The organism is Citrobacter sp. Cf125, from assembly GCF_030333935.1.
Taxonomy (GTDB): Bacteria; Pseudomonadota; Gammaproteobacteria; order Enterobacterales; family Enterobacteriaceae; genus Citrobacter; species Citrobacter freundii.
In genome coordinates, this window is record NZ_JAOWEY010000025.1 from 1242176 (window position 1) to 1266150 (window position 23975).

General features: G+C 52.1%; 22 protein-coding genes. 4 read left to right on the forward strand and 18 right to left on the reverse strand.

Annotated features, from left to right (window positions below):
* Positions 1 to 27: 27 nt before the first annotated feature.
* From gstA to blr, 12 genes are all read right to left on the reverse strand, one after another.
* Entirely contained in the window at positions 28 to 633 is a 606-nt protein-coding gene (gene gstA, locus OGV89_RS22705) for a glutathione transferase GstA (protein ID WP_003029164.1), read from the reverse strand.
* A 104-nt stretch (positions 634 to 737) separates the two neighbouring features.
* Positions 738 to 2243, reverse strand: coding sequence for a dipeptide/tripeptide permease DtpA (gene dtpA, locus OGV89_RS22710; RefSeq protein ID WP_003843542.1), 1506 nt, complete (start codon positions 2241 to 2243; stop codon positions 738 to 740).
* Between the two features lie 613 nt (positions 2244 to 2856).
* The gene (gene nth / locus OGV89_RS22715; protein ID WP_003029161.1) at positions 2857 to 3492 is read right to left on the reverse strand and encodes an endonuclease III; all 636 of its coding nucleotides are present in this window, start codon (positions 3490 to 3492) and stop codon (positions 2857 to 2859) included.
* Positions 3489 to 4184 carry an electron transport complex subunit E gene (locus OGV89_RS22720; RefSeq protein WP_174329317.1) on the reverse strand — a complete coding sequence of 232 codons (696 nt, stop codon included), beginning with the start codon at positions 4182 to 4184 and terminating at the stop codon, positions 3489 to 3491. The genes nth and OGV89_RS22720 overlap by 4 nt, the downstream gene beginning before the upstream one ends.
* 3 nt (positions 4185 to 4187) lie before the next feature.
* Positions 4188 to 4808: an electron transport complex subunit RsxG gene (gene rsxG, locus OGV89_RS22725; RefSeq protein WP_046670636.1), complete on the reverse strand. Its 621-nt coding sequence runs from the start codon at positions 4806 to 4808 to the stop codon at positions 4188 to 4190.
* 9 nt (positions 4809 to 4817) lie between these two features.
* Complete coding sequence (rsxD, locus tag OGV89_RS22730) at positions 4818 to 5870, reverse strand: electron transport complex subunit RsxD (RefSeq protein WP_003836424.1); 1053 nt, start codon at positions 5868 to 5870, stop codon at positions 4818 to 4820.
* Positions 5871 to 7895: an electron transport complex subunit RsxC gene (gene rsxC / locus OGV89_RS22735; protein WP_286559353.1), complete on the reverse strand. Its 2025-nt coding sequence runs from the start codon at positions 7893 to 7895 to the stop codon at positions 5871 to 5873. It abuts the gene before it with no gap.
* Positions 7888 to 8466, reverse strand: coding sequence for an electron transport complex subunit RsxB (gene rsxB / locus OGV89_RS22740; protein WP_003029148.1), 579 nt, complete (start codon positions 8464 to 8466; stop codon positions 7888 to 7890). Before rsxB ends, rsxC begins: the two co-directional genes overlap by 8 nt.
* Positions 8466 to 9047: an electron transport complex subunit RsxA gene (rsxA, locus tag OGV89_RS22745; protein ID WP_003029144.1), complete on the reverse strand. Its 582-nt coding sequence runs from the start codon at positions 9045 to 9047 to the stop codon at positions 8466 to 8468. Before rsxA ends, rsxB begins: the two co-directional genes overlap by 1 nt.
* A 76-nt stretch (positions 9048 to 9123) precedes the next feature.
* Positions 9124 to 9564: a DUF2569 domain-containing protein gene (locus OGV89_RS22750; RefSeq protein ID WP_003832803.1), complete on the reverse strand. Its 441-nt coding sequence runs from the start codon at positions 9562 to 9564 to the stop codon at positions 9124 to 9126.
* Between the two features lie 91 nt (positions 9565 to 9655).
* Positions 9656 to 9871: a transcription modulator YdgT gene (gene ydgT / locus OGV89_RS22755; RefSeq protein ID WP_003029138.1), complete on the reverse strand. Its 216-nt coding sequence runs from the start codon at positions 9869 to 9871 to the stop codon at positions 9656 to 9658.
* Between the two features lie 291 nt (positions 9872 to 10162).
* The gene (gene blr / locus OGV89_RS22760; RefSeq protein ID WP_003029134.1) at positions 10163 to 10288 is read right to left on the reverse strand and encodes a division septum protein Blr; all 126 of its coding nucleotides are present in this window, start codon (positions 10286 to 10288) and stop codon (positions 10163 to 10165) included.
* Between the two features lie 240 nt (positions 10289 to 10528).
* Here blr and OGV89_RS22765 point away from each other — a divergent pair, with 240 nt between their 5' ends.
* Positions 10529 to 11569 (forward strand): oxidoreductase, encoded by a 1041-nt coding sequence (locus OGV89_RS22765; RefSeq protein ID WP_003836419.1) that lies wholly within the window; start codon positions 10529 to 10531, stop codon positions 11567 to 11569.
* A 101-nt stretch (positions 11570 to 11670) separates the two neighbouring features.
* On the opposite strand, the gene add is transcribed toward OGV89_RS22765, so the two are convergent.
* From add to malX, 3 genes are all read right to left on the reverse strand, one after another.
* Positions 11671 to 12672, reverse strand: coding sequence for an adenosine deaminase (gene add / locus OGV89_RS22770; RefSeq protein ID WP_106107341.1), 1002 nt, complete (start codon positions 12670 to 12672; stop codon positions 11671 to 11673).
* Positions 12673 to 12772: 100 nt separating this feature from the next.
* The gene (locus OGV89_RS22775; RefSeq protein ID WP_106107342.1) at positions 12773 to 13945 is read right to left on the reverse strand and encodes a MalY/PatB family protein; all 1173 of its coding nucleotides are present in this window, start codon (positions 13943 to 13945) and stop codon (positions 12773 to 12775) included.
* A 10-nt stretch (positions 13946 to 13955) separates the two neighbouring features.
* Positions 13956 to 15548, reverse strand: coding sequence for a maltose/glucose-specific PTS transporter subunit IIBC (gene malX, locus OGV89_RS22780; RefSeq protein WP_003843555.1), 1593 nt, complete (start codon positions 15546 to 15548; stop codon positions 13956 to 13958).
* A gap of 169 nt (positions 15549 to 15717) precedes the next feature.
* On the opposite strand from malX, the gene OGV89_RS22785 reads away from it, so the two are divergent.
* Complete coding sequence (locus tag OGV89_RS22785; protein WP_032935811.1) at positions 15718 to 16746, forward strand: Mal regulon transcriptional regulator MalI; 1029 nt, start codon at positions 15718 to 15720, stop codon at positions 16744 to 16746.
* A gap of 47 nt (positions 16747 to 16793) precedes the next feature.
* Here OGV89_RS22785 and OGV89_RS22790 read toward each other — a convergent pair whose 3' ends face one another.
* Both OGV89_RS22790 and manA read right to left on the reverse strand, forming a co-directional pair.
* The gene (locus OGV89_RS22790; RefSeq protein ID WP_003028973.1) at positions 16794 to 18302 is read right to left on the reverse strand and encodes a YdgA family protein; all 1509 of its coding nucleotides are present in this window, start codon (positions 18300 to 18302) and stop codon (positions 16794 to 16796) included.
* 106 nt (positions 18303 to 18408) lie between these two features.
* Positions 18409 to 19584 carry a mannose-6-phosphate isomerase gene (gene manA, locus OGV89_RS22795; RefSeq protein ID WP_046670641.1) on the reverse strand — a complete coding sequence of 392 codons (1176 nt, stop codon included), beginning with the start codon at positions 19582 to 19584 and terminating at the stop codon, positions 18409 to 18411.
* A 262-nt stretch (positions 19585 to 19846) separates the two neighbouring features.
* Between manA and fumB the strand changes: the two genes are divergently transcribed.
* Both fumB and fumC read left to right on the forward strand, forming a co-directional pair.
* On the forward strand, positions 19847 to 21493 hold the full coding sequence (gene fumB, locus OGV89_RS22800; protein WP_003028969.1) for a class I fumarate hydratase: 1647 nt from the start codon (positions 19847 to 19849) through the stop codon (positions 21491 to 21493).
* 141 nt (positions 21494 to 21634) lie between these two features.
* Positions 21635 to 23038: a class II fumarate hydratase gene (fumC, locus tag OGV89_RS22805; protein WP_003028966.1), complete on the forward strand. Its 1404-nt coding sequence runs from the start codon at positions 21635 to 21637 to the stop codon at positions 23036 to 23038.
* On the opposite strand, the gene tus is transcribed toward fumC, so the two are convergent.
* Complete coding sequence (tus, locus tag OGV89_RS22810; protein WP_213180325.1) at positions 23035 to 23964, reverse strand: DNA replication terminus site-binding protein; 930 nt, start codon at positions 23962 to 23964, stop codon at positions 23035 to 23037. The genes fumC and tus overlap by 4 nt on opposite strands.
* Between the last annotated feature and the right edge of the window lie 11 nt (positions 23965 to 23975).

The following is a 23975-nucleotide window of genomic DNA, read 5'->3' on the forward strand; positions in this document are numbered from 1 at the left end:
AAGCGCAGCACCACCCGGCAACAACAATTAATTTAACCCTTCTGCTTTAAGCGCCGCGGCAACCGCCGGGCGTTCAGCCATACGCGCCATATACGCGTCGATATGGCTTAATCCTGCCATATTCAGCTTAACGGCATAGGCCCAACGCAGTACGGTAAACAGGTAGGCATCGGCGATGCTGAAGCGCGGGCCGCAGATCCATTGGTTATCTTTTAGCGAGTCGTTCACATACTGCATTTTTTTCTCCAGCAGCGCGCGAACGGTTGGCTTGAAGTCTTCCGGCGTATCGGGACGGAACAGTGGCGTAAAGCCTTTATGCAGTTCTGTCGCAATGTAGTTAAGCCATTCGATGGTTTTGTAACGGGAGAGGCTGCTGGTAGGGGCAAGGAGCTGACGGTCTGGCACGCTGTCCGCCAGGTATTGCATGATGGCGACACCTTCGGTAAGTAGCGTACCGTCATCCAGCAGCAGTGCGGGAACTTGCCCTTTTGGGTTTACCGCGAAAAAATCATCGCCATTTTCCAGACGTTTCTTCATCAGATCAACACCATCCAGCGTGAAATCTTTACCGCTCTCACGAAGTGTGATGTGGGAAGCGAGAGAACAAGCGCCCGGTTTGTAGAACAGTTTCATCGGTAACTCCTTTTGGCTGAGGTATATCGTATGGTAGTGCTACCTCATGCAAAAAAAAAGCCGCTAACAACAGTTAGCGGCCTGAAAATGAGTTTCCCTGAGAATTACGCTGTCGCGGCCTTAGAGGCTTTCTCATCGGCTTCGTCATCCTGAGTCATACGGTTCAGTTTCGGAGCCGTCAGCAGCATCAGAACAGCGATAACAGCCGTCGCAACACCAATCTGCAGGAACACACGACCGTAGACTTCAAGGGACATCAGCGGGTCAGTCACATTCTCTGGTACAGCCATCATGTTAGCGACGTAGCCACCGATGATGTTTGCACCGGCAGTGGTCAGGAACCAGCTACCCATGATGAAGCCCATCAGGCGTTGCGGAACCAGCTGTGCCACCATTGCCAGACCCAGACCGGAGATCATCAGCTCACCGATACTTTGCAGGCCATAGCAGATAATCAGCCAGTTAACGGAAACGATGCCCGCATCGGTAGCGAATTTCGCGCCCAGCGGCAGGATCAGGAATGCACCGGAACACAGAACCATACCAATCGCAAACTTGGTCGGCATCGGCAGGGTATCGCCCATCTTGTTATAGATAGCGGCGAGGATTGGGCTACCAATGATGATCCAGAACGGGTTCAGCGCCTGGTACTGTTCAGGTTCGAAAGCAATGCCAAGAATAGAGTGCTCAACGTTACGAATCGCAAAGAAGTTCAGTGAGGTCGGCATCTGGCTGTACAGCACGAAGAAGATAATCGCTTCCAGCATCAGAATGAAGGCGACGATCATTTTACGACGCGCAGCACCTTTCATGGTGAAGGCTTCTTTACCGAAGATAAACACGATACCAATGGCAATTACACCCAGAACCATACGTGCGATCTGCTGGTTGTGCAGCAGCCAGGTCGCAATCGCGATCAGAACCACAACGCCAACGATAGTCAGCAGCAGGTTACGGAAGTTGATTGGTTCAAAGTCAGGTTTAGAACCGTATTGTTTAACCCAGCGCTGACAGAATGCGAAGTTAACAACGGTAATCAGCATACCCACGACGCTCAGCGCAAACGCGGTGCTCCAGCCGTAACGCGCAGCTAACCATGGCGTTGCCAGCATAGAGAAGAATGAACCGATGTTGACGGACATGTAGTACATGGTAAATGCACCATCAAGACGCGGATCATCTTTGGCATAGCAGGTAGAGAGCAGGGAGGATGGGTTTGCTTTAAACAGGCCGTTACCGACCGCGATAGCCGCCATGCCCATATAAACGATACCCGCATCGTGACCGGACCATGCTACCAGCGCATAACCAATGGCCAGGACAACGGCACCCAGCATAATGACGCGTTTTGTACCCAGAACTTTATCACCTAACCAGCCGCCAATCGCAACCAGGCCATATACCAGGGCGCTAAAGGAGGAGAAAAGGGTGATGGAATCCGCTTCTGACATGCCCAGTTGTTTAACCAGGTAGACGGCCATGATCCCTTGCAGGCCGTAATAACCAAAACGTTCCCACAGCTCAATAGAGAAAATGAGATAGAACGCTTTTGGTTGTTTGAAGGCGTTTAAACTTACGCTTTCTGTTGGTTTATTGTTTGCAGTAGACACTTTTACCTCTTTTTTTACATCCCATATCAACGGGGGTGTTCAGGTACGTGATGAGTCAAGTTCATCCGTCCGATTGTTATAGTGGGAGGGGAAACGGCAAGTAATGTTCACTATCTTGACCATTCAGACAAGTGGTTTGTAATAATCTGTTACATATATCATAGCTGGTGAAATCGTCGGGGCTGAGAAATGTTATCTAGCGTTAAATTTCTTCATTTGTAAAATGGCAGATTTTTACACTGTTTAATCACCGCTAAAACCGCAATGTGGCTATATGTTCTGCTATTTAAGGTTGAATCCAGTGATATAGGCCATTATCTGAAAAATAGGCAGTGTAATGTTTTGTTTATAAACTGTGCAGTTAGGTCATCCAATTGTCACCTTAACTAAAAAATAAAAAATTATTAACATTGTGTTAGCTGGATGATCTGGATCACGTATAGATAGAAATTTCTTTTGCTAAAAAAACGATTAACCTGTTCAGGTGTTAATTAACAAGAATATTGCATTAGATTTGAGCAATTGAATGGCATCATTGTCGGGAAAAGAAACTTTAGGGAGTGCATAACTAAACGTTATGTATGTATGGGGCAAAGAGGATGCCCCGGCAGCATTAGATATCGACTTTCTCTTTGAATTCGCAGAGATCTTCGATGATACAGGAACCACAACGTGGCTTTCTGGCTATACAGGTGTAGCGGCCATGAAGAATTAACCAGTGGTGGCAATCGACTTTAAATTCACTGGGTACAACTTTCAGTAGCTTTTCTTCTACCTGCTCGACGTTTTTACCTGGGGCGAATTGTGTCCGGTTACATACCCGGAAAATGTGGGTATCTACGGCAATAGTGGGCCAGCCAAAGGCGGTATTTAACACCACATTAGCCGTCTTGCGCCCAACGCCGGGGAGAGCTTCTAACGCAGCACGGTCTTCAGGCACTTCACCATTATGTTGTTCCAGCAGAATGCGGCAGGTTTTAATTACGTTTTCCGCTTTGCTGTTAAACAAACCGATTGTCTTGATGTAGGACTTAACACCTTCAACTCCGAGCTCCAGCATCGCAGCAGGCGTATTGGCGACGGGGTATAGTTTAGCCGTCGCTTTATTGACGCTGACATCGGTGGCCTGAGCGGAAAGCAAGACCGAAATCAGCAGTTCAAACGGCGATGTAAAATTAAGCTCGGTTGTCGGATGCGGGTTGTTATCCCGCAGGCGAGTCAGTATTTCCAGACGTTTTGCTTTGTTCATGAGACATTCCCTGTTTCACCAACTGGACTGTCCGCGACAGCCGCTTCGGCACGACGTTTCTTCATTCTCTCATCAATCAGGTACTTAACTGCCAGCATCAAGCCCAGACCAATAAACGCGCCTGGTGGCAGCATGGCCAGCAGAAACGGCGTATCAGTATGGAAGATCTCAACGCGCAATACTTTGGCCCAGCTACCCAACAAACCGTCTGCGCCATCAAACAGTGTACCGTTACCAATTATTTCGCGCAGCGAGCCCAGAACAAACATGGCGCCGGTCGCCCCCATACCGATGGAAAAACCATCGAGTGCGGATAATGCAGGGCCTTTTTTGGCGGCGAAGGCCTCTGCGCGGCCAACAACAATACAGTTGGTCACAATCAGCGGGATAAAGATGCCCAGAGACTGATACAGGCCAAAGGCATAGGCATTGATCAGCATCTGCACCGCACTCACCACGGAGGCGATGATCATGACATAAATTGGAATACGGATTTCAGGCGGAGTCCAGCGACGAAGGGCCGAAATCGTCAGGTTGGTCAGCGTCAGAACGAGCGTCGTCGCGAGCCCCAGCCCCAGCGCGTTAGTGGCGGTAGAGGTAACGGCCAACAGCGGACACATCCCGAGTAGCTGCACAAGCGCGGAGTTATTTTTCCATAACCCCTGGACAATAACGTCTTTAATTTCGCTCATGGTTTATTCTCCACAGGCGCTAAGTTGAGGAAGCTGCGCGGGTAGCGTTTGCGCATACAAACCGGCGCGTTTTACTGCGTTCACTACCGCCCGCGGCGTAATGGTTGCGCCAGTAAACTGGTCAAAGTCGCCGCCGTCTTTTTTCACAGCCCAGTGGGCATCGTTACCCGTAGCGATCGTTTTGCCGCTAAAGTGGGTGATCCAGTCGGACAGTCGCAGTTCGATTTTATCGCCCAGTCCCGGGGTTTCATGATGCTCAGTTACCCGCGTACCCAACACGGTACCCGTAAAATCGACACCGACCAGCAGTTGAATCGCCCCGGAATACCCATCTGGTGCTGTAGCTTCAAGAATTGCTGCAACGGGACGGTCGTCCTGGCGGGCAATATACACGCGGTGAGTACCTTTGCCCAATGCCTGCGCATTGGCCAGATAACAGCTCTCAGACAAGTTATTATTGTAGCGATCGCCAGGTAGCACCTGATCGAACAGTGCTTTTTGCTGCAGCGCGGCCTGTTCATCAATGGTGGACTTGGTTAATTGATTGATTGCCGCGGTTAATCCCGTTGAACCAGCAGCAAACAGTGCCAGCGTAATACCGTGTTTACGAATCGTTTTCAGCATTGGGAGTCCTTAGCGATGTCCGTACACGCGAGGGCGGGTGTAATAATCAATCAGGGGAACCGTGATATTTGCCAGTAATACAGCAAAGGCTACACCGTCAGGATAACCGCCAAAACTGCGAATCAACCATACTAACAACCCCGCAAGTGCGCCAAAAATCAGGCGGCCGCGGTTAGTTGTCGAGGCCGTAACGGGGTCGGTAAGAATAAAAAATGCACCCAGCATGGTTGCGCCGGAAAGCAGGTGTAACTGAGGAGACGCGAGTGACTCAGGTGAGAACAACCATCCCAGAGTGGCGCAAACGGCGAGCGACAGCAGGAAGCTAACCGGGATATGCCAGCGAATCGCCCCCTGCCATAACAGAACGATACCACCCGCCAGCCAGGCAAGATTAACCCACTGCCAGCCCGCGCCTGCCAGCACACCGCTGTAAATCGGGTATTGCATCACCTGTTCAACGGTATGCCCGGCATGCAGTGATGTCTTAAAGGTATCGAGAGGCGTTGCCTGACTGATACCATCAATGCCCATACGCAGTGTATTCATATCCCCACCGCTGACTGTATGGCCGCTAAGGATAACGTTCAGCGCGTCAAAGAACCCAGGCACTGTAGCCGCAATTTCGTGCGGCGGCAGCCAACTGGTCATCTGTACTGGAAATGAGATTAGCAGCACGACATAACCAATCATGGCAGGGTTAAACGGGTTCTGACCGAGACCGCCATACAGCTGTTTCGCAATGATAACCGCGAATACCGTGCCCAATACCACCATCCACCAGGGGGCGAGCGGGGGAATACTCACGGCCAGCAGCAACCCGGTGAGTAACGCAGAGTTGTCTTTTAAAATCGGCACAATGGGTTGTTTACGCAGTTTAAGCACGCCCGCTTCGGCTGCGATAGCGCTGATGGCGGCCAGAATTATCTGGAACAACGTACCCCAGCCGAAGAACCACAGCTGTGCGGCGATTCCCGGCAATGCCGCAAGTAACACCAACATCATGATACGTGATGTCTGGCGCTGGTTATGGGTATAAGGGGAGCTTGCTATTCTGAATACCATTTATTCCTCGTTAACAACCTGCTGCTGTGCGGCTTTCTTTGCCTGAGCGCGTGCGATAGCGGCCGCGACGGCGGCTTTGCGTGGATCAACCGGCTCGGCTGTTTCCGTTACCACTTGCTGCTCGAGCTTGCGGGCCTTAGCGCGGGCGATGGCCGCTTCCACGGCGGCTTTGCGTGGATCAACCGGTTCGGATGTTTCCGGTACCGCCTGCTGCTCGAGCTTGCGGGCTTTGGCGCGAGCAATTGCCGCTTCGACGGCGGCTTTGCGTGGATCAACCGGCTCGGCTGTTTCCGGTACAGCCTGCTGTTCGAGCTTGCGGGCTTTGGCGCGAGCAATTGCCGCTTCGACGGCAGCTTTACGCGGATCTGTACCCGTGCTGCTGCCTTCACTTTGCGGCGAATTTTCCTTACGGGAAGCACGAGCTTGCGCCTTACGCGCCTCGCGTGCGGCAATCACTGCGCTATTGTCAGGTTTTTCACCTGCCTGAATTACTACCGGCTGCAGCGCCTGAGCCTGTTTTTCTTTTACGCGAGCCAGCGCGGCGGCAATGGCATCATGGTCTTTGGCCGCCGGTTGAGCAGCGGCGCTTTTATGGCGTTCAAGACGCGCTGCTTTTTCACGTTCAAGGCGCGCCTGTCGGGCTTCAAACCGTGCTTTCGCTTCAGCGGCTCGTTTTTCTTCCTGGCTAATGGCGTAAATCTCAGCTTTTTCCTGGCGGAAATACTGCACCAGCGGAATATTGCTTGGGCATACCCAGGCGCAGGCACCGCATTCAATGCAGTCGGCGATATTGTGGGCCGTTGCTTTGTCGTGCTGTTGCCCTTTACTGAACCAATAAAGCTGTTGTGGCAGGAGATCCGCCGGACAGGCATCGGCGCATGCGCTACAGCGAATGCAGCCTTTCTCTTCCGGCGTTTCACCCATTTCACTGGCAGAGGGGGCCAGAAGACAGTTGGTAATCTTCACCACCGGGACATCCAGCCATGGCAGCGTAAACCCCATCAGCGGTCCGCCCATAATCACCATCTGGTCGGCGGAAGGGCAGAAGCCCGCGTCGTTGAGCAGATGGCGAACCGGCGTGCCCAAACGAGCCCAGACGTTGCCCGGACGGCTGACGGCTTCACCGGTAAGCGTCACGACACGCTCGGTGATTGGCTCACCGTCAATTACTGCACGTTTAATTGCATAGGCGGTTCCGACGTTTTGCATCAATACGCCGATATCTGAGGAGCGTCCACCGTGGGGAACCTGCTTGCCAGTCAGGATTTGTGTTAACTGTTTAGCCCCGCCGGAAGGGTACTTGGTGGGGATCACGCGCAAACTGATGTCGTGTGAATCAGCCAGAACTGCGCGCAGCATAGATATTGCCTGCGGCTTGTTATCTTCTATGCCGAGGAGGATCTCGCGTGGCTGAAGAATGTGCGCCAGGATGCGGATCCCTTCGACGACCTGAGCCGCACAGTCCTGCATCAGGCGGTCATCTGCCGTAATGTACGGCTCGCATTCGGCGGCGTTAATGATCAGCGTTTCAATTTTATCTCCGCCGCCCTGCAGTTTAACGCCGGTGGGAAAACCTGCGCCACCCAGCCCGGCGACGCCGAACTGATGAATACGTGCAATCAGCTCTTCCCGGTTGCGGGAGCGGTAATCGGTCCAGCCGTCTCGCTCAATCCAGCGGTCTTCTCCATCGGCGTCTATGATAACGCTCAACTCAGCCAGTGCCGAAGGATGTGCGGTGGAGTGCGGGGCAATGGCAACCACGGTACCTGATGTTGGCGCATGGACTGGAAGCATTTTGCCACGCCCGCGGGTTAATGCCTGACCACGCAGCACGGTGTCACCCACGTTTACGCACAGTTCACCCTCCGCACCAATATGTTGTTTCAGCGGAATAACAAAACGCGGTGCCAGCGGAACCTGTCGCAACGGTGTTCCGTTTGACTGGGTTTTCATTTCTGGTGGATGAATGCCACCATCAAAGTCCCAGATTTTATTTTTTCTGAATGCAGAGAATAACTTAAACATGTTGTTCCACGGGAATGATGCGCACAGGGATGGTGTTTAAATCCCATTTCCAGCTATCGGGTGTCTCGGCTACCGGGCGTAATTCAATGCATTGCGTCGGGCACGGGTCAACACACAGGTTGCACCCAGTGCAGAGATCGCTCATTACCGTGTGCATGGCGCGAGTCGCGCCCACGATCGCATCGACCGGGCAGGCCTGAATACACTTAGTGCACCCGATACAGTTATTTTCATCAATGACCGCCAGCATACGCACCGGCGTAACGTCTTGTTCATCACCATCAATAGGCTGCGGATCGACGTTCAGCAGGGCGGCAATTTTTAACATCACCGCTTCGCCACCGGGGGCGCAACGGTTAATTTTTTCACCCTGAGAGCCGATCGCTTCAGCGTAAGGATGACAGCCCGGATAGCCGCACTGCCCACACTGGCTTTGCGGGAGAATTTCATCAATTTTCTCCACGACCGGATCATCTTCAACGGCAAAACGTCGTGAGGCGTACCCCAAAATAGCGCCGAACGCCAGACCCAGTACACTCACTGCGGCAACGGCAATCCAGATAGCATTCATTACAACTTCACCAAACCACTAAAGCCCATAAAGGCCAATGACATTAAACCAGCGGTAATCAGCGCAATCGCATTCCCGCGAAACGGCGCCGGGACGTCCGCCACGGCGAGGCGTTCGCGGATCGCGGCGAACAGTACCATCACCAGCGAGAAGCCGACGGCGGCGGAAAAACCGTATAGCGCCGACTGTAAAAAGTTATGGCCGAGGTTGATGTTCAGCAGCGCCACACCTAACACTGCGCAGTTAGTCGTGATCAGCGGTAGGAAGATCCCCAGCAGGCGGTACAGCGCAGGGCTGGTTTTGCGCACAACCATTTCGGTAAACTGCACGACGACGGCGATAACCAGAATAAAAGCCAGTGTGCGCAGATAGATGAGATTGAGCGGGATTAGGATCCAGGTATCAATCAGCCATGCGCAGATGGATGCCAGCGTCATGACAAACGTCGTGGCAAGGCCCATACCCATTGCGGTTTCCAGTTTTTTGGAAACGCCCATAAACGGGCAGAGGCCCAGAAACTTGACCAGTACAAAGTTATTGACCAGTACAGTTCCGACAAACAGCAGCAGGTAATCAGTCATTTTTCGGCCTGAAATAAAAAAGCCGCCTATTATCTGACAATCTACAACAGGCGACAACAGGTTAACTGTAGGGTTATTACGGGTTCACAAACGTCGATTTAACGCGCTGCGATCGCTTGAAGTAGGGCACCAACAGTGCTGCGGCCAGTAATGGGAACAGCAGTTGGCGCACGGCAAAAGCGTCTGGGACAGGTGAAAACGCAAACGCTTTAATCGCCAGCAACACGGAGATCAGCAGCCACAGAATGTAATGCTTGGGCACACAGGCTCTGCGTTTGAAAAACGCAATTGTCAGCCACAGTGTGTAATACCACATGGCGATCGCGGTAACAAAGGAGACGCCCCATAACAGCAAATTTGCTGTACTTTGCTCACCCAGCGTTTTGAAGGTTTGCGGTGTTGCCAGCGCAGTGACATAAAGCAATAACGCCAGCGAAGCGCTCAACAACGCGACTAACAGCCAGGCCAGTGGCCCAAGTAGCCAGCCTCCGATACGTTGTGCCGGTGTGGTAGTCATCTCTTCTCCAGTTTTACGCGCGCAATCAATCATGCCATTCATTTTGGGGCGATTATTATAAAGCTTTTAACGTTGAGCGCTACTTTCTTCTCTATTGCACGTAATGCCAGACTGATTTAGGTACCTGACCAACATCAAACAGACGGCCTCCGGATATAAGCTCCGCACGGCGATGGTCTGCGGCACGGTACATATTGATCATGTCGCTATCGTCGGTTAGCGTGTAGTTTAAATGGTCGAAAAGTTTTTCCAGACTTTCGAGTGAACTGATTTTGCGGAATTTTAATAAGTAATCCTGAACAGTCATAAATGCAGATCCATATTAATAAAATAATACCAACGGAGTAGAAAATATAAAAATAAACAACGTGCACAGGTAAAAGCGGATTTACGTGCAAATGTAAGAAGAGTGTTCATACCTGTGAAAAAACAGGCGCTATGCGCGTCTTCGGCAAGGGTAACGCGCTTAGCGATCGCTGGCAATATGCAGCGGAGCGGGATGCGGCATAATTCGCTTTTTTTGACAGAAAGCGATCTTTTACCGGCAAACCCTGCAACTACCAATGTTAATTGCCGGGCAATAAAAGGTTGCGGATGCTTATTTCTTCTGCACTGCCGCAACGGGCTCTGGTGGCTGGTAATTGTCAATATGATTGGCAACACCCAGCAGGATCACGGAGACGGCGAGAACAATCCAACCTGTTAATTCAATAAGACGATTCATTACTGATGACATTTGCTTTGATTTATCCATAAACACAGGCTGCAAATGTTACTAATCTCTCATTAATACAGCAAGATGGTTGGGAACGATTTCTCCCTCTTTTTCGCTGCAAGTTAAGCATAAGTGGCATATGTTTGACTTAAGTTAAAAGCAACCTTTGTAGCGCAAAGGTTATTAAACTATTGAGACGTTGCAAGGTATGGTGTGAAATAGGTCAGTCCTGAATTGAGAGGCAATAACATGAGTGACAACATCCGCGTTGGGCTAATTGGCTATGGTTATGCCAGTAAAACCTTCCATGCCCCCCTGATTGTGGGCACGCCGGGCCTGGAACTGGCTGCAGTTTCCAGTAGTGATGAAGCAAAAGTGAAGGCAGACTGGCCTACGGTGGCGGTTGTTGCTGAGCCTAAGCATCTTTTTAACGATCCAAATATCGACCTGATTGTGATCCCCACGCCTAATGACACACACTTTCCATTAGCGAAAGCTGCGCTGGAAGCGGGCAAACATGTGGTTGTTGATAAGCCTTTTACTGTGACACTGTCACAAGCTCGTGAGCTGGATACGCTGGCGCGCAGCCTCGGGCGCGTGCTGTCTGTGTTCCATAACCGTCGCTGGGACAGTGATTTTCTGACGCTGAAAGCTCTGCTGGCGGATGGTGTTTTGGGAGAGGTGGCGTATTTCGAATCCCATTTCGATCGTTTCCGCCCGCAGGTTCGTGACCGTTGGCGTGAACAGGGCGGTCCGGGAAGCGGTATCTGGTACGATTTAGCACCGCATCTTTTGGATCAGGCGATTAATCTGTTTGGTTTGCCCGTCAGCCTGACGGTAGACCTGGCCCAGTTGCGTCCAGGCGCGCAGGCGACGGATTACTTCCATGCCATCCTGACGTATCCGCAGCGTCGTGTGATCCTGCATGGCACCATGCTCGCTGCCGCAGAATCGGCCCGTTATATTGTGCACGGATCGCGTGGCAGCTATGTGAAGTATGGTCTTGACCCGCAGGAAGAGCGTCTGAAAAATGGCGAGCGACTACCACAGGAAGACTGGGGTTATGATATGCGCGATGGCGTTTTGACGCGAGTAGAAGGCGAAGAGCAGGTTGAAGAAACCTGGCTTACTGTACCAGGCAACTATCCGGCGTACTATGCTGGCATTCGTGATGCGCTAAACGGTAACGGTGAAAACCCGGTACCGGCGAGACAGGCTATCCAAATTATGGAGCTGATTGAGCTGGGTATCGAATCTGCGAAACATCGTTCGACGCTGTGCCTTGCTTGATTGGACTAATGCCGGATGGAGATGCTCAGGCATCTTATCCGGCCTACAATGAAAACCAACGTAGGCCGGATAAGCGTTAGCGCCATTCAGCACTTTACCCGTTACGCTGCGGCGACTTTCTCGCGCAAGGCTTGTTTTTCTTCGTTACTCAGGAATGCCATTTCCAGACCGTTGATTTGCGCCTGGCGGATCTGTTCGCGCGTTAGGCCTGCAGCTGGTGCGGCAATGGTGTACTCGTGAATAATATCCACACCCTGAACAGCCGGGTCGTCCGTATTCAAACTGGCAATAACGCCATGCTCAAGGAACGTTTTCAGCGGATGGTTCGCTAGTGAGGCAACGGTGCTGGTCTGAATGTTTGATGTCAGGCAGGATTCGATGCCGATACGATGCTCGGCGAGGTAATCCATCAACGCACGATCTTCAACGGCTTTAACGCCGTGACCAATACGCTCAGCGCCCAGCTCTTTAATGGCCTGCCAGATGCTTTCTGGTCCCGCGGCTTCGCCCGCATGCACGGTAATATGCCAGCCGGCGTCGCGTGCCTGGTTGAAATGGGACAGGAACAGACTGCCAGGGAATCCCAGTTCGTCACCGGCTAGATCCAGTGCCGTAATATGATCTCGGTGGGCTAACAGCGCATCCAGTTCCTGCAGACAGGCGGCTTCGCCAAAAGTACGGCTCATAATGCCAATTAAGCGTGCTTCGACGCCAAAAGTCTTGCAGCCCTCGCGCACGCCTGCGATGACGGCTTCAACCACACCTGCCACCGGGAGTTGATGCGCCATCGCCATATAGCCTGGTGAAAAACGTAATTCTACATAGTGCAGACCGTTACGTGCTGCATCCTCAATATTTTCAAATGCCACGCGGCGACAGGCATCCAGCGAGGCCAGTACCTTTACGCCCCAGTCGAGCTTGGATAAAAAACTCACTAAATCTGGCTCAGTGGATGTCACTTGCACATGAGGGATCAGCGTTTCCAACGTTTGTGCCGGGAGCGTTAAATTGAACTGACGACCCAGATCCAGAATCGTTTGGGCACGGATGTTACCATCAAGGTGGCGATGGACGTCGGTCAAGGGGAGGGAAGTATCAATCATGGTCGCACTCGTGTATTTAGGTAAAGTGCGTCGTATTATAAGAAAAAATCGGGATAAAAATCTATGTTGCGCAATGAATAATTTCATTGCGCAAACTTTATTAGCGTACAGAACGTATGCCGTTAATCAACCCCTGAACGCCTTTTTCAAGTTTGGATCGTGGACATCCGGCATTCAGGCGCACAAAACCGCGTCCTTCTTCGCCGTATGTGTATCCGGGCATGATGGCGACTTTCTGCTGGTGGATGAGCGCTTCCTGCAATGCGTGGTCATCAATGTTGAGCGGACGCAGGTCAATCCATGCCAGATAGGTGGATTGCGGAACCCGCCAGTTCAGTTCGGGGAATGCGGCATTAAGCTCGCGGGCGACGTAATGCAGATTGCTGGTAAGGTAATCCCGCAGCGCATCAAGCCAGCTTGCGCCCTGATGATAGGCGGCAATATGTGCGCTCAGCGCGAGTACTGCTGGTGAGGAAAGGCCATCGCGACCTTTTAATGCGCTGAGATAATCGTTACGGCTTTGAGCGTCTTCAATAATTCCGTAAGCCCCGGTCAGTGCCGGAATATTAAAACTTTTTGAGCCGGAAGTGAGCAGCGCCCAGCTGTCACGCGCGACGTTACTCCAGGGGATATGTGGGTGATCCCCCCATACCATATCCATATGGATCTCATCGGAAATAACTTTTACACCATGGCGCTGACACAGTTCTGCCATGGTTTCCAGCTCATCACGCGTCCACACTTTGCCCGTCGGATTTTGTGGGCTACAGAGCAAAAGAATTTTGCTCTCTGGACGAGACAGGGCATTCTCCAGCGCGGCCATGTCGCAGTACCAACCGTCAGTGCGTTTTTCCAGTTCGACAGCGCGCACCACGCGCTGATTACCTTCAATTGCTTTGTAAAACGCGTCGTACGCCGGCGTATGAATCACCACCGCATCACCCGCAGAAGACCACTGGCGGATCAGCTCCGATACCATATAGATGACCGAGGGGCCATAAACCAGCGACTGAGGATCGATTTGGGTATCATGACGCGATAGAAACCAGTGACTAATCGCCGCAAGAAATTCATCATTTTTCCAGCGACTGTAACCCAACACGCCATGTGACAGGCGCTGAGTCAGCGCCTCCAGAATACAGGGTGCGGTGGCAAAATCCATATCGGAGATGGTGAATGGCAGCAGGTCGGCTGAACCAAAACGGTCGGCAACGTAATCCCACTGAGTACACCAGGTACCATGCCTGTCCACAACCTTTGAAAAATCAAACATATCATTGTCCTTAAGCTTGTACGGTGTTCATCAGAACTGCGATCTCGTCTTTCACTGACTGGACCTGTGGGCCAATAACGACCTGAAGATTATGCTGATTGAGTTGCACTACGCCAATGGCGCGATTGTCCTTCAGTGCCTGTACATTCACAAGAGACATATCCTTCACTGACAAACGCAGACGGGTAATACAGTTATCCAGGCTAACGATGTTTTCCGCACCGCCAAGCGCCGCCAGAATGGCAGGGACGTTGTAACCGGATTTACCCGGCGCTCCAGCCATTACTTTTTCGATATTGCTGGCAATTTCGACGTCTCGACCTGGTGTCTTCAAATTGAAGCGTGTGATGGCGAAACGGAAGATGACGTAGTACACCGCGAACCAGATCGCCGCCACAACAGGGACCAGATACCACTTGGTAGAGAGTCCATGCAGGATGCCGAACACCACGAAGTCAATCAGGTTACCGTCGGTGTTACCGATGGTGACGCCAAGCACTGCCATCACAGTGAAGCCAAGACCGGTCAGCAGGGCGTGGATCACATACAGAACTGGGGCAACGAACAGGAATAAGAACTCAAGGGGCTCGGTGGTACCGCCGATCACACAGGCAATAAGACCGGAAATTAATAACCCTTTAATTTTATGACGATTTTCAGGGCGAGCACAGTGGTACATAGCGAGCGCTGCCCCCGGTAAACCACCGAGGAACGCAGGCATTTTGCCCTGCGACAGGAAGCGGGTTGCGCTTTCAGAGAAACCTTGTGTTGTCGGGCAGCTCAGTTGGGCCTGGAAAATAGTCAGTGCGCCGCTCACGCTGTGACCGCAGACTTCTTGCGTGCCGCCAGCCTCGGTGAAGCGAATGAGCGCCACCAGAATATGATGCAGACCAAACGGCAGCAGCAGACGTTCACCGGTACCAAACAGCATTGGGCCAAATTCTCCCGCGCTGTTGATGATGTGGCCGAGCCCGGTAATGCCCATAGCGAAAACCGGCCAGATCAGGGGAATAACCAGCCCGACCAGCCCCATCACTACCGAGGAGATGATAGGCACAAAGCGGGTGCCGCCGAAGAAAGCCAGCGCATCCGGCAGACGAATGTTGTGGAAACGTTCATGCAGCATCCAGACGATGATCCCGGCAATAACAGCACCGAGGATCCCAGTATCGATCGACTGGATCCCCAGGATATTCTGCACGTTGTTGGCCTTCAGGATCGCGGCATCCGTGGTAGGTAAGATACCTTTCGCGGTTAACCAGAAGTTGACGGCAAGGTTCATGACCGCATAACCAACAAAACCGGCAAATGCCGCTACACCTTTGTTCTCGCGAGCAAGGCCGAGAGGTATGGCAATACAGAACATCACCGGTAAGAAACTAAACGCAAATGAGCCTACTTTGCTCATCCAGGTAAAGATGGCCTGCAGTACCGGATTACCCAATGCCGGGATCAGTGTTAAGACATCATGGCTGCTTAACGAGCTGCCGATCCCTAACATGATCCCGCAAAATGAGAGCAGCGCTACGGGGAGCATAAAGGTTTTGCCCAACTGCTGGAAAAATTCCCATAACGTTATTTTTGGTGTGGTTCTCGTCGTCATCAAACGACTCCTCGTAAAAGCTAGCTGACTAATGATGGCGAGAAGATAAAACGTTTTACCTAATTTTAGTGCGGTATAAATCACATTATCGAACGATAATAGGGCGTATAAATATAAGTGATTGATAAAACGTTTTATCCGTCACGTTATCAGGGAGTTTTCCGTTTTTATGGCTATAGCCAAAAAAATAACCATCCATGATGTTGCGCTGGCCGCGGGCGTTTCGGTCAGTACTGTCTCATTGGTGCTTAGTGGAAAAGGTCGTATTTCATCCGCAACAGGCGAACGCGTGAATGCCGCTATTGAGCAACTCGGATTTGTGCGTAATCGCCAGGCATCGGCGCTGCGTGGCGGGCAGAGCGGGGTAATTGGTTTGATTGTGCGCGATCTTTCTACGCCGTTTTACGCCGAGTTGACAGCGGGTCTGACGGAAGCATTAGAAGCGCAGGGGCGCATGGTCTTTTTATTACATGGTGGCAAAGATGGCGAACAGCTCGCGCAGCGTTTCGCTATGTTGCTAAATCAAGGAGTTGATGGTGTGGTGATCGCCGGGGCTGCCGGCAGTAGCGACGACCTACAACAACTGGCCGCCGATAAGGGGATTCCGGTGGTGTTTGCCTCTCGGGCAAGCTACCTGGATGATGCCGACACCGTCAGACCTGACAACATGCAGGCTTCGCAATTGCTGGTTGAACATCTTATCCGCCACGGGCATCAGAGAATCGCGTGGTTGGGGGGGCAGAGTTCCTCATTGACTCGCGCAGAGCGTGTCGGCGGCTATTGTACGACGTTGCTAAAGTATGGTTTACCGTTTCATAGCGACTGGGTGCTGGAGTGTTCATCCAGCCAGAAGCAGGCCGCAGAGGAGGTAACCGCGCTGTTACGTCGTAACCCAACGATCAGCGCTGTGGTGTGCTACAACGAAACCATTGCCGTTGGCGCCTGGTTTGGCCTGATGAGAGCAGGGCGTCAGAGTGGTGAAATTGGCGTAGATCGCTATTTCGAACAGCAGATCTCCTTAGCGGGATTTGCCGATGTAGCGGAAAATGCACTGGACGATATCCCCATTATTTGGGCCTGCACGCCTGCGCGTGAAATGGGATATACCCTTGCTGAGCGCATGCTGCAGCGCATTGGGCACGATGATGGTCATTCGCGTAACCTGACGCTTTCCGCTCGTCTGGTGGTGGCCAAATAAAAAAGGCCCGATAAACACACGGTTATCGGGCCTTTTGTCACGCGTATTTACTGTTGCGGGATAGCCGGGGCATCCGGTTCGCCGAGAGAAGGCATACCGAACATGCCAACAAACTCATCCAGCGGCATTTTTTGTCCGTTTAACGTAACCTGTCCGTTTGCGTATTGCAGGCTGGAGCCGATGACGTTGTCCTGCATCGTTGTAATACGGAACATCTGACCCATTGCCGCCAGGCCATTCACCTGTTGCTTCGCAAGATCGGCCGCTTGCTCCTGCTGATAGCCTTCAATTTTGGCGATCTGCGTCATGAACTCAGTCGCCATATCGACCGGAATCGTCAGCTTTGCATCCAGTGATTTGACCGAACGATCCACTTCCTGAGCCAGCGTTTGTGGTTCCTCAGTATTTGCTGTCGGATCTTTTAGCAGCAGTGACAGATTAAATGCGGTTTCACCTTTCGCATTTTTCCAGCTCAGCGGGGCAATGGTGATAACCGGCTCGCCTTTCATCAGTATCGGCAGCGCATTGAAGAAAGCTTCGGTGACTTTTTGCTGATAAAGCTCAGGATTTTGTACCACATCGATCTGCGCCATCAGCGCCTTGGTTTGGGCGCTATACTGCTGACTGAACTGATGCAGGGCTTCACCGTCAATCTGGGCAACTTTCAGCGTCAGCTTACCGCTACCCATATCCTGGCCCTGTAATTTAAGGCTGTTCAGCGTGTAATCCAGCTGACTGTTGACAGTTTTACCGTCGTTAACCAGATCGGATTTGCCATCGATACCCATGCCCTCCAGAACCGCCAACTCTTTACCCTCGACCGAGATCGACAGTTTTTCGAGTGACAATTTCTGGTCGCCGATGCGCTCACCAAAGCTGGCAATACTGCTGGAACCCTCAGTCTTCAGATTATTGAAAGTCATTTGTACTTTCTGGTCATACTCGTTGACAGCATTGACCACGCCGCTTTGCGCATTGCCTGTCAGCGAGACAGCGTTACCTTCTTTGTCTGCTGTAAACTGGAATTCCCCGCCGCTGAAGGCTACTTTTTCGTCGCCTTTCTCGTAGTTCAGTGGTTTAAGGGAAAGATCGGAACGGGTATCGCCGCTGTAGCTGATACGGGAGTTAATGACAAATGGCGACTCACCCTTGGCAATATCAAACAGCGGTTTGGTAACGTCGTTATTCACCAGCGTCGTTTTCACGGAGGCCATAGCCGGAACCAGATTCAGTGACTTCAGTTGGGCCAGTGGGAAGGGGCCGTGATCCACCGTTTCATCCAGGACAATACTTTGCCCAGGTTTCAGCCAGGAATCTGCCTGCCCGGCTATTGGTTTCACCACCAATTGCAGTTGGCTATTGAACACCCCGCGCTGGTAGTTTTGATAACTCAGTTCAATACCCGCCTCAGGGGAGAAACGTTTTAACTGATCGTTTGCCTGCGTCACCATCTCGGCGAGATGCGTTTCGAGTTTCTTTCCTGTGTACCAGGCGCCGCCCGTCCAGACGATACCCAGCGCAACCACCACACCCGCAGCTACCAGCGATTTTTTCATTTTGATATCCATAAAATAAAACCAGGCGTTTGAAGACGCCTGGAGGAGTGACATGTCTTTAACTTACTACAGCTTAGCAAGAGTTGTTAAAAATATCAGTATCTTGCTAAAGCTTGTTATAAACCCGGGCTAAACGACCTGCGCCACTGATGTTAACCGGAGATTCATTCGCGCCAATAAAGGCCGATTCACCCGGTCGCAGAACCAGACGTTGCTCGCCTTTGCTCAGTACAGCTTCACCTTCTATGCAGAACAAAATGGCCGCACTTTGCTGGCTGATATCTGCGCCACTGGTAGTAAGCTCATGCAGGGAGAACGCAAAATCGTCAACCGGGATCGGGAAGTCCAGTTCGCCATCAGACTTAACCGGCGTGGTCAGTAACTGGTTTGCTGGCTTGGCGACAAACTGTACGTTGGCGACCAGTTCCGGGATATCAATATATTTTGGCGTCAGTCCGGCACGCAGCACGTTGTCCGAGTTAGCCATCACCTCAAGCGCCACACCTTGCAGGTAAGCATGCGGGGTTTCGGCAAATAAGAACATAGCTTCGCCTGGATTGAGTTTCACCACATTGAGCAGCAGCGGGGAGAAGAGCCCACTGTCGTTCGGGTAGACGTCGGCGATCAGACGGATGGTTTGCCAGGGTTCACCCTGCTGGCTGTTCAGCGCTGATTTCAGGATCGCCAACGCATGGGATTTCTCCTCAGCCTGCATATTCAGCAAGCTGGCGAAAAGATAGCTCAGACGTTCTGCACTCGGCTCTTCCAGGAAATGCGCAATAGCCGGATGTGCGGCGGAGACGGGTTGTAACAATGCAACAATGTCAGAGAACTCGCGGAATGCGTTCATCGCCAGGAAAGGCGTCAAAGCAAAAACCAGTTCTGGTTTGTGGTTAGGATCTTTGTAGTTGCGCTCAGCCGCATCCATCGGGATCCCTGCGGCGTTTTCTTTGGCAAATCCAATTTCAGAGTTGTGCTTGTTAGGATGAACCTGAATCGAAAGCGGTTGTGCAGCGCAGAGCACTTTAAACAGGAAGGGCAGCTCACCAAAACGCTGCGCAACGGCATCGCCCAGCAGGGCGGATTTATCGTGCTCGATAACGTCGCGCAGAGCAACCGTCTGGCCGTCAGCGCCCAGAACCTGCGAACTGCTTTTCGGATGCGCACCCATCCACAGCTCAGCCATCGGTTGCTGAGTGGGGTTGGCAATGCCATAGAGTTCCGTTAACGCCGTTTTACTTCCCCAGGCGTAGTTTTGCACTGAGTTGATGAGTTTTTGCATTATCAAGCCCTGTTTCAATGTGGAATTTTCTACGGCTATTAAACCAAGAAACCCTGAGGGAAGTAACCTGCACATGTAAAAAGTCGTACTTGTCTCAGTTTTTGTTAAAAAAATGTGTAGGATATGGAGACTCGCTTTTAATACCCTGAGTGATTCCGGTTGCAGACAGCCCTTCCTTCTACAACCGGATCTGCGGCAGGGAAGCAGGGCAACGGAACATCTGCCCAGAGAATAACCAGACCGAGCAGTAAGTGAGAGCACAATGTCAAACAAACCCTTTCATTATCAGCATCCTTTCCCCCTCAAAAAGGATGATACCGAATACTATCTGCTGACCAGCGACTATGTCTCTGTTGCCGAATTTGAAGGGCAGGAGATTGTTAAAGTCGCGCCACAAGCTTTAACCCTGCTGGCTCGTCAGGCCTTTCATGATGCGTCGTTTATGCTGCGTCCCGCACATCAACAGCAGGTAGCCGATATTCTGCGCGACCCGGAGGCCAGCGAAAACGACAAGTATGTGGCCCTGCAATTTCTGCGTAACTCTGACATCGCGGCAAAAGGCATTTTGCCGACCTGTCAGGACACCGGAACCGCGATTATCGTGGGTAAAAAAGGTCAGCGTGTCTGGACCGGTGGTGGCGATGAGGAGGCGCTGGCTCGAGGCGTCTATAACACCTACATCGAAGACAACCTGCGCTATTCACAAAACGCAGCGCTGGATATGTATAAAGAGGTGAACACCGGCACCAACCTGCCAGCACAGATTGATTTGTATACCGTCGACGGCGATGAATACAAATTCCTGTGTATTGCCAAAGGTGGCGGTTCGGCGAACAAAACCTATCTGTACCAGGAAACCAAAGCGCTGCTCACGCCGGGCAAATTAAAAAATTATCTGGTTGAAAAGATGCGTACGCTGGGTACTGCGGCTTGTCCGCCGTATCACATTGCGTTTGTGATCGGCGGAACGTCAGCGGAAGCTACGCTGAAAACGGTAAAACTGGCTTCGGCTAAATACTACGATGAGCTGCCGACCGAAGGTAACGAGCATGGGCAGGCATTCCGTGATGTGGAGCTGGAAAAAGAGCTGCTGATTGAAGCGCAGAATTTGGGGCTGGGTGCGCAGTTTGGCGGGAAGTACTTCGCGCATGATATCCGCGTGATCCGCCTGCCGCGTCACGGCGCGTCGTGTCCGGTTGGTATGGGCGTCTCTTGCTCAGCCGATCGAAATATCAAAGCCAAGATCAACCGTGAAGGTATCTGGATCGAAAAACTGGAACATAATCCAGGTAAGTACATTCCAGAAGAGTTGCGTCAGGCGGGAGAGGGCGAAGCGGTGCGCGTTGATCTCAATCGTCCGATGAAAGAGATCCTGGCCCAGCTGTCGCAGTATCCGGTCTCTACGCGTTTGTCACTCAACGGTACAATTATTGTTGGCCGTGATATTGCGCATGCGAAACTGAAAGAACGTCTGGATAACGGTGAAAGTTTGCCGCAGTATGTTAAAGATCACCCGATCTATTACGCCGGTCCGGCAAAAACGCCGGAAGGCTACGCCTCTGGTTCGCTTGGCCCAACCACGGCCGGACGTATGGACTCGTATGTTGACCAGCTTCAGGCCGCTGGTGGGAGCATGATTATGCTGGCGAAAGGCAACCGTAGCCAGCAGGTGACCGATGCTTGCCATAAACATGGCGGCTTCTATTTAGGCAGTATTGGCGGCCCTGCCGCGGTGCTGGCCCAGGGCAGTATCAAGAGTCTGGAGTGCGTGGAATACCCGGAACTCGGGATGGAAGCCATCTGGAAAATTGAAGTGGAAGATTTCCCGGCGTTTATCCTGGTGGATGACAAAGGCAATGATTTCTTCCAGCAAATTCAGACGTCGCAGTGCGCACGCTGCGTTAAGTAACGTCAACCGCCCTTCGGGGCGGTTTTTTTTACCGCACGAACCACCAAACGACAGTTTTATCCTCGTTAATACTCATAAGACCAACGCAAGTGGGCAATGTCGAAACATAACCTAATCAACTGTTAATGTAAGGAGCAGGTAATGGTAACGGTACGCCGCGAGAATGATTCAATGGGGGCGATTGATGTTCCTGCCGATAAGCTTTGGGGCGCGCAAACCCAACGTTCACTGGAACATTTTCGTATCTCTACGGAGAAAATGCCGGTCTCGTTGATCCATGCGCTGGCGCTGACGAAACGCGCCGCAGCAAAGGTTAACCAGGATCTTGGGCTGCTGGCTGAGGATAAAGCCAGGGCTATTATGCAGGCTGCAGATGAGGTGTTGGCAGATAAACACCGCGATGAGTTCCCGCTGGCCATCTGGCAAACTGGGTCCGGCACGCAAAGCAATATGAACATGAACGAGGTGTTGGCAAACCGGGCCAGCGAGTTGCTGGGCGGCGTGCGGGGGATGGAGCGAAAAGTACACCCCAACGATGATGTCAATAAAAGCCAAAGCTCGAACGATGTCTTCCCGACCGCAATGCACGTTGCCGCACTGCTGGCGCTGCGTAAATCACTGATCCCTCAATTAAATGTGTTGACCAAAACGCTCAGTGATAAGTCCCACGCTTTCGCCGATATCGTTAAAATTGGTCGTACACATCTGCAAGATGCAACTCCACTTACGCTTGGCCAGGAGATTTCCGGCTGGGTAGCAATGCTAGAACATAACCTCAGACACATTGAAAACAGCTTACCACACGTGGCGGAGCTGGCGTTGGGGGGAACCGCGGTAGGTACCGGACTGAACACTCATCCCGAATACGCCCGCCGGGTTGCGGATGAACTGCGGGTCATCACCTGTGCGCCGTTCGTTACCGCACCGAATAAATTTGAAGCGCTCGCCACCTGCGATGCCCTGGTTCATGCTCACGGCGCGCTAAAAGGACTGGCAGCGTCGCTGATGAAAATCGCCAACGATGTACGCTGGCTGGCATCCGGTCCCCGGTGTGGTATTGGCGAAATTTCAATTCCGGAAAACGAACCGGGCAGCTCGATCATGCCGGGCAAGGTCAATCCAACCCAGTGTGAAGCGCTGACTATGCTTTGCTGCCAGGTGATGGGCAACGATGTCGCCATCAACATGGGCGGAGCGTCAGGTAACTTTGAGCTCAACGTTTATCGACCAATGGTCATCCACAACTTCCTGCAATCGGTACGCCTGCTGGCGGACGGTATGGAAAGCTTCAATGAACATTGCGCGACGGGGATTGAGCCTAATCGTGAACGAATCGATCAACTGCTCAACGAGTCGCTAATGCTGGTGACCGCGCTCAATACCCATATCGGTTACGATAAAGCGGCTGAAATTGCCAAAAAAGCCCATAAAGAAGGGCTGACCTTAAAAGCCTCCGCTCTGGCGCTGGGATATCTAACCGAAGCGGAGTTCGACAGCTGGGTACGCCCGGAGCTGATGGTTGGCAGCATGCGGCCAGGCAGTTAATCCGCAACGTACAGGTGCAGCCGGGGAATAATCAATCTCAACGGCTGCGCCTGAGGTTTAAAACGATGCTGAACGTTTTCGGCATCGTAATTCAGTAACTCACCGATATCCGGTACGGTCATACCGTTGTCGTTATTAAGCAAAGCAATCAGCGGCGTCGGGCAGGCATATTGCACCTGTTTTTGCTCTCCTTTGTACCAGACGCGGGCAATAGGCTGCACTTTTACCGGCCTTTTAATCTTCAGGCGGGCTTGCTGTGGTAAGGCAGCGATATCCTGATATTCGCGTTCAAGCTTCGCCTGCCATTCTTCACGTGTCCAGGGATGTACGCTGCGCGGTGACGTCAGGCTTTTTTCCAGTTGCTGCAGTATTTCATCGCGTTTCAGGTTTTTAATGATGTGCTTATTAGCCCAGCCAAATCGTAGGGTGGCCGGATCGCGGACTACGGTTAGCGTGCGATAGGCATTCAGAGTAATCAGCCCTGGCAGATGACGATGCACCCATTCGAAACGTGCTGCCGGCGCCAGCCCTGATTCCACTGTAACAATGCGCTCGAAGGTGGTTTTCAACTGGTTTATACGCTGGATTTGTTCTTCCAGAGTACATTGCGCCGCGTTATCAACCTGATAGCACAATACACCCGGTAGGCGGACGGCTGCTTTGCTGCTGCGGTTTTCGGACTGCTGCTGAATAAACAGGTGACGGTAATGGAGCAGTGCCAGCGCTTCAGCCTCTTTGCCTAAATGCTGCTTAACATTAATGCTCTGCAGAGGGGCATGCTCTGCCTCTTTAACCACTTCCGGTAACGAGAATACGCGCGCAATCAGCAGCGTCTGCTGCAACAGGTTTTCGTTCAAAAGTGCCAGTTCTTGTTCCATCTGGCGAAAGGTGCCGTTCAGGCGGTCAACAAGATCGTAACGGGCCATAGGTTTACCAT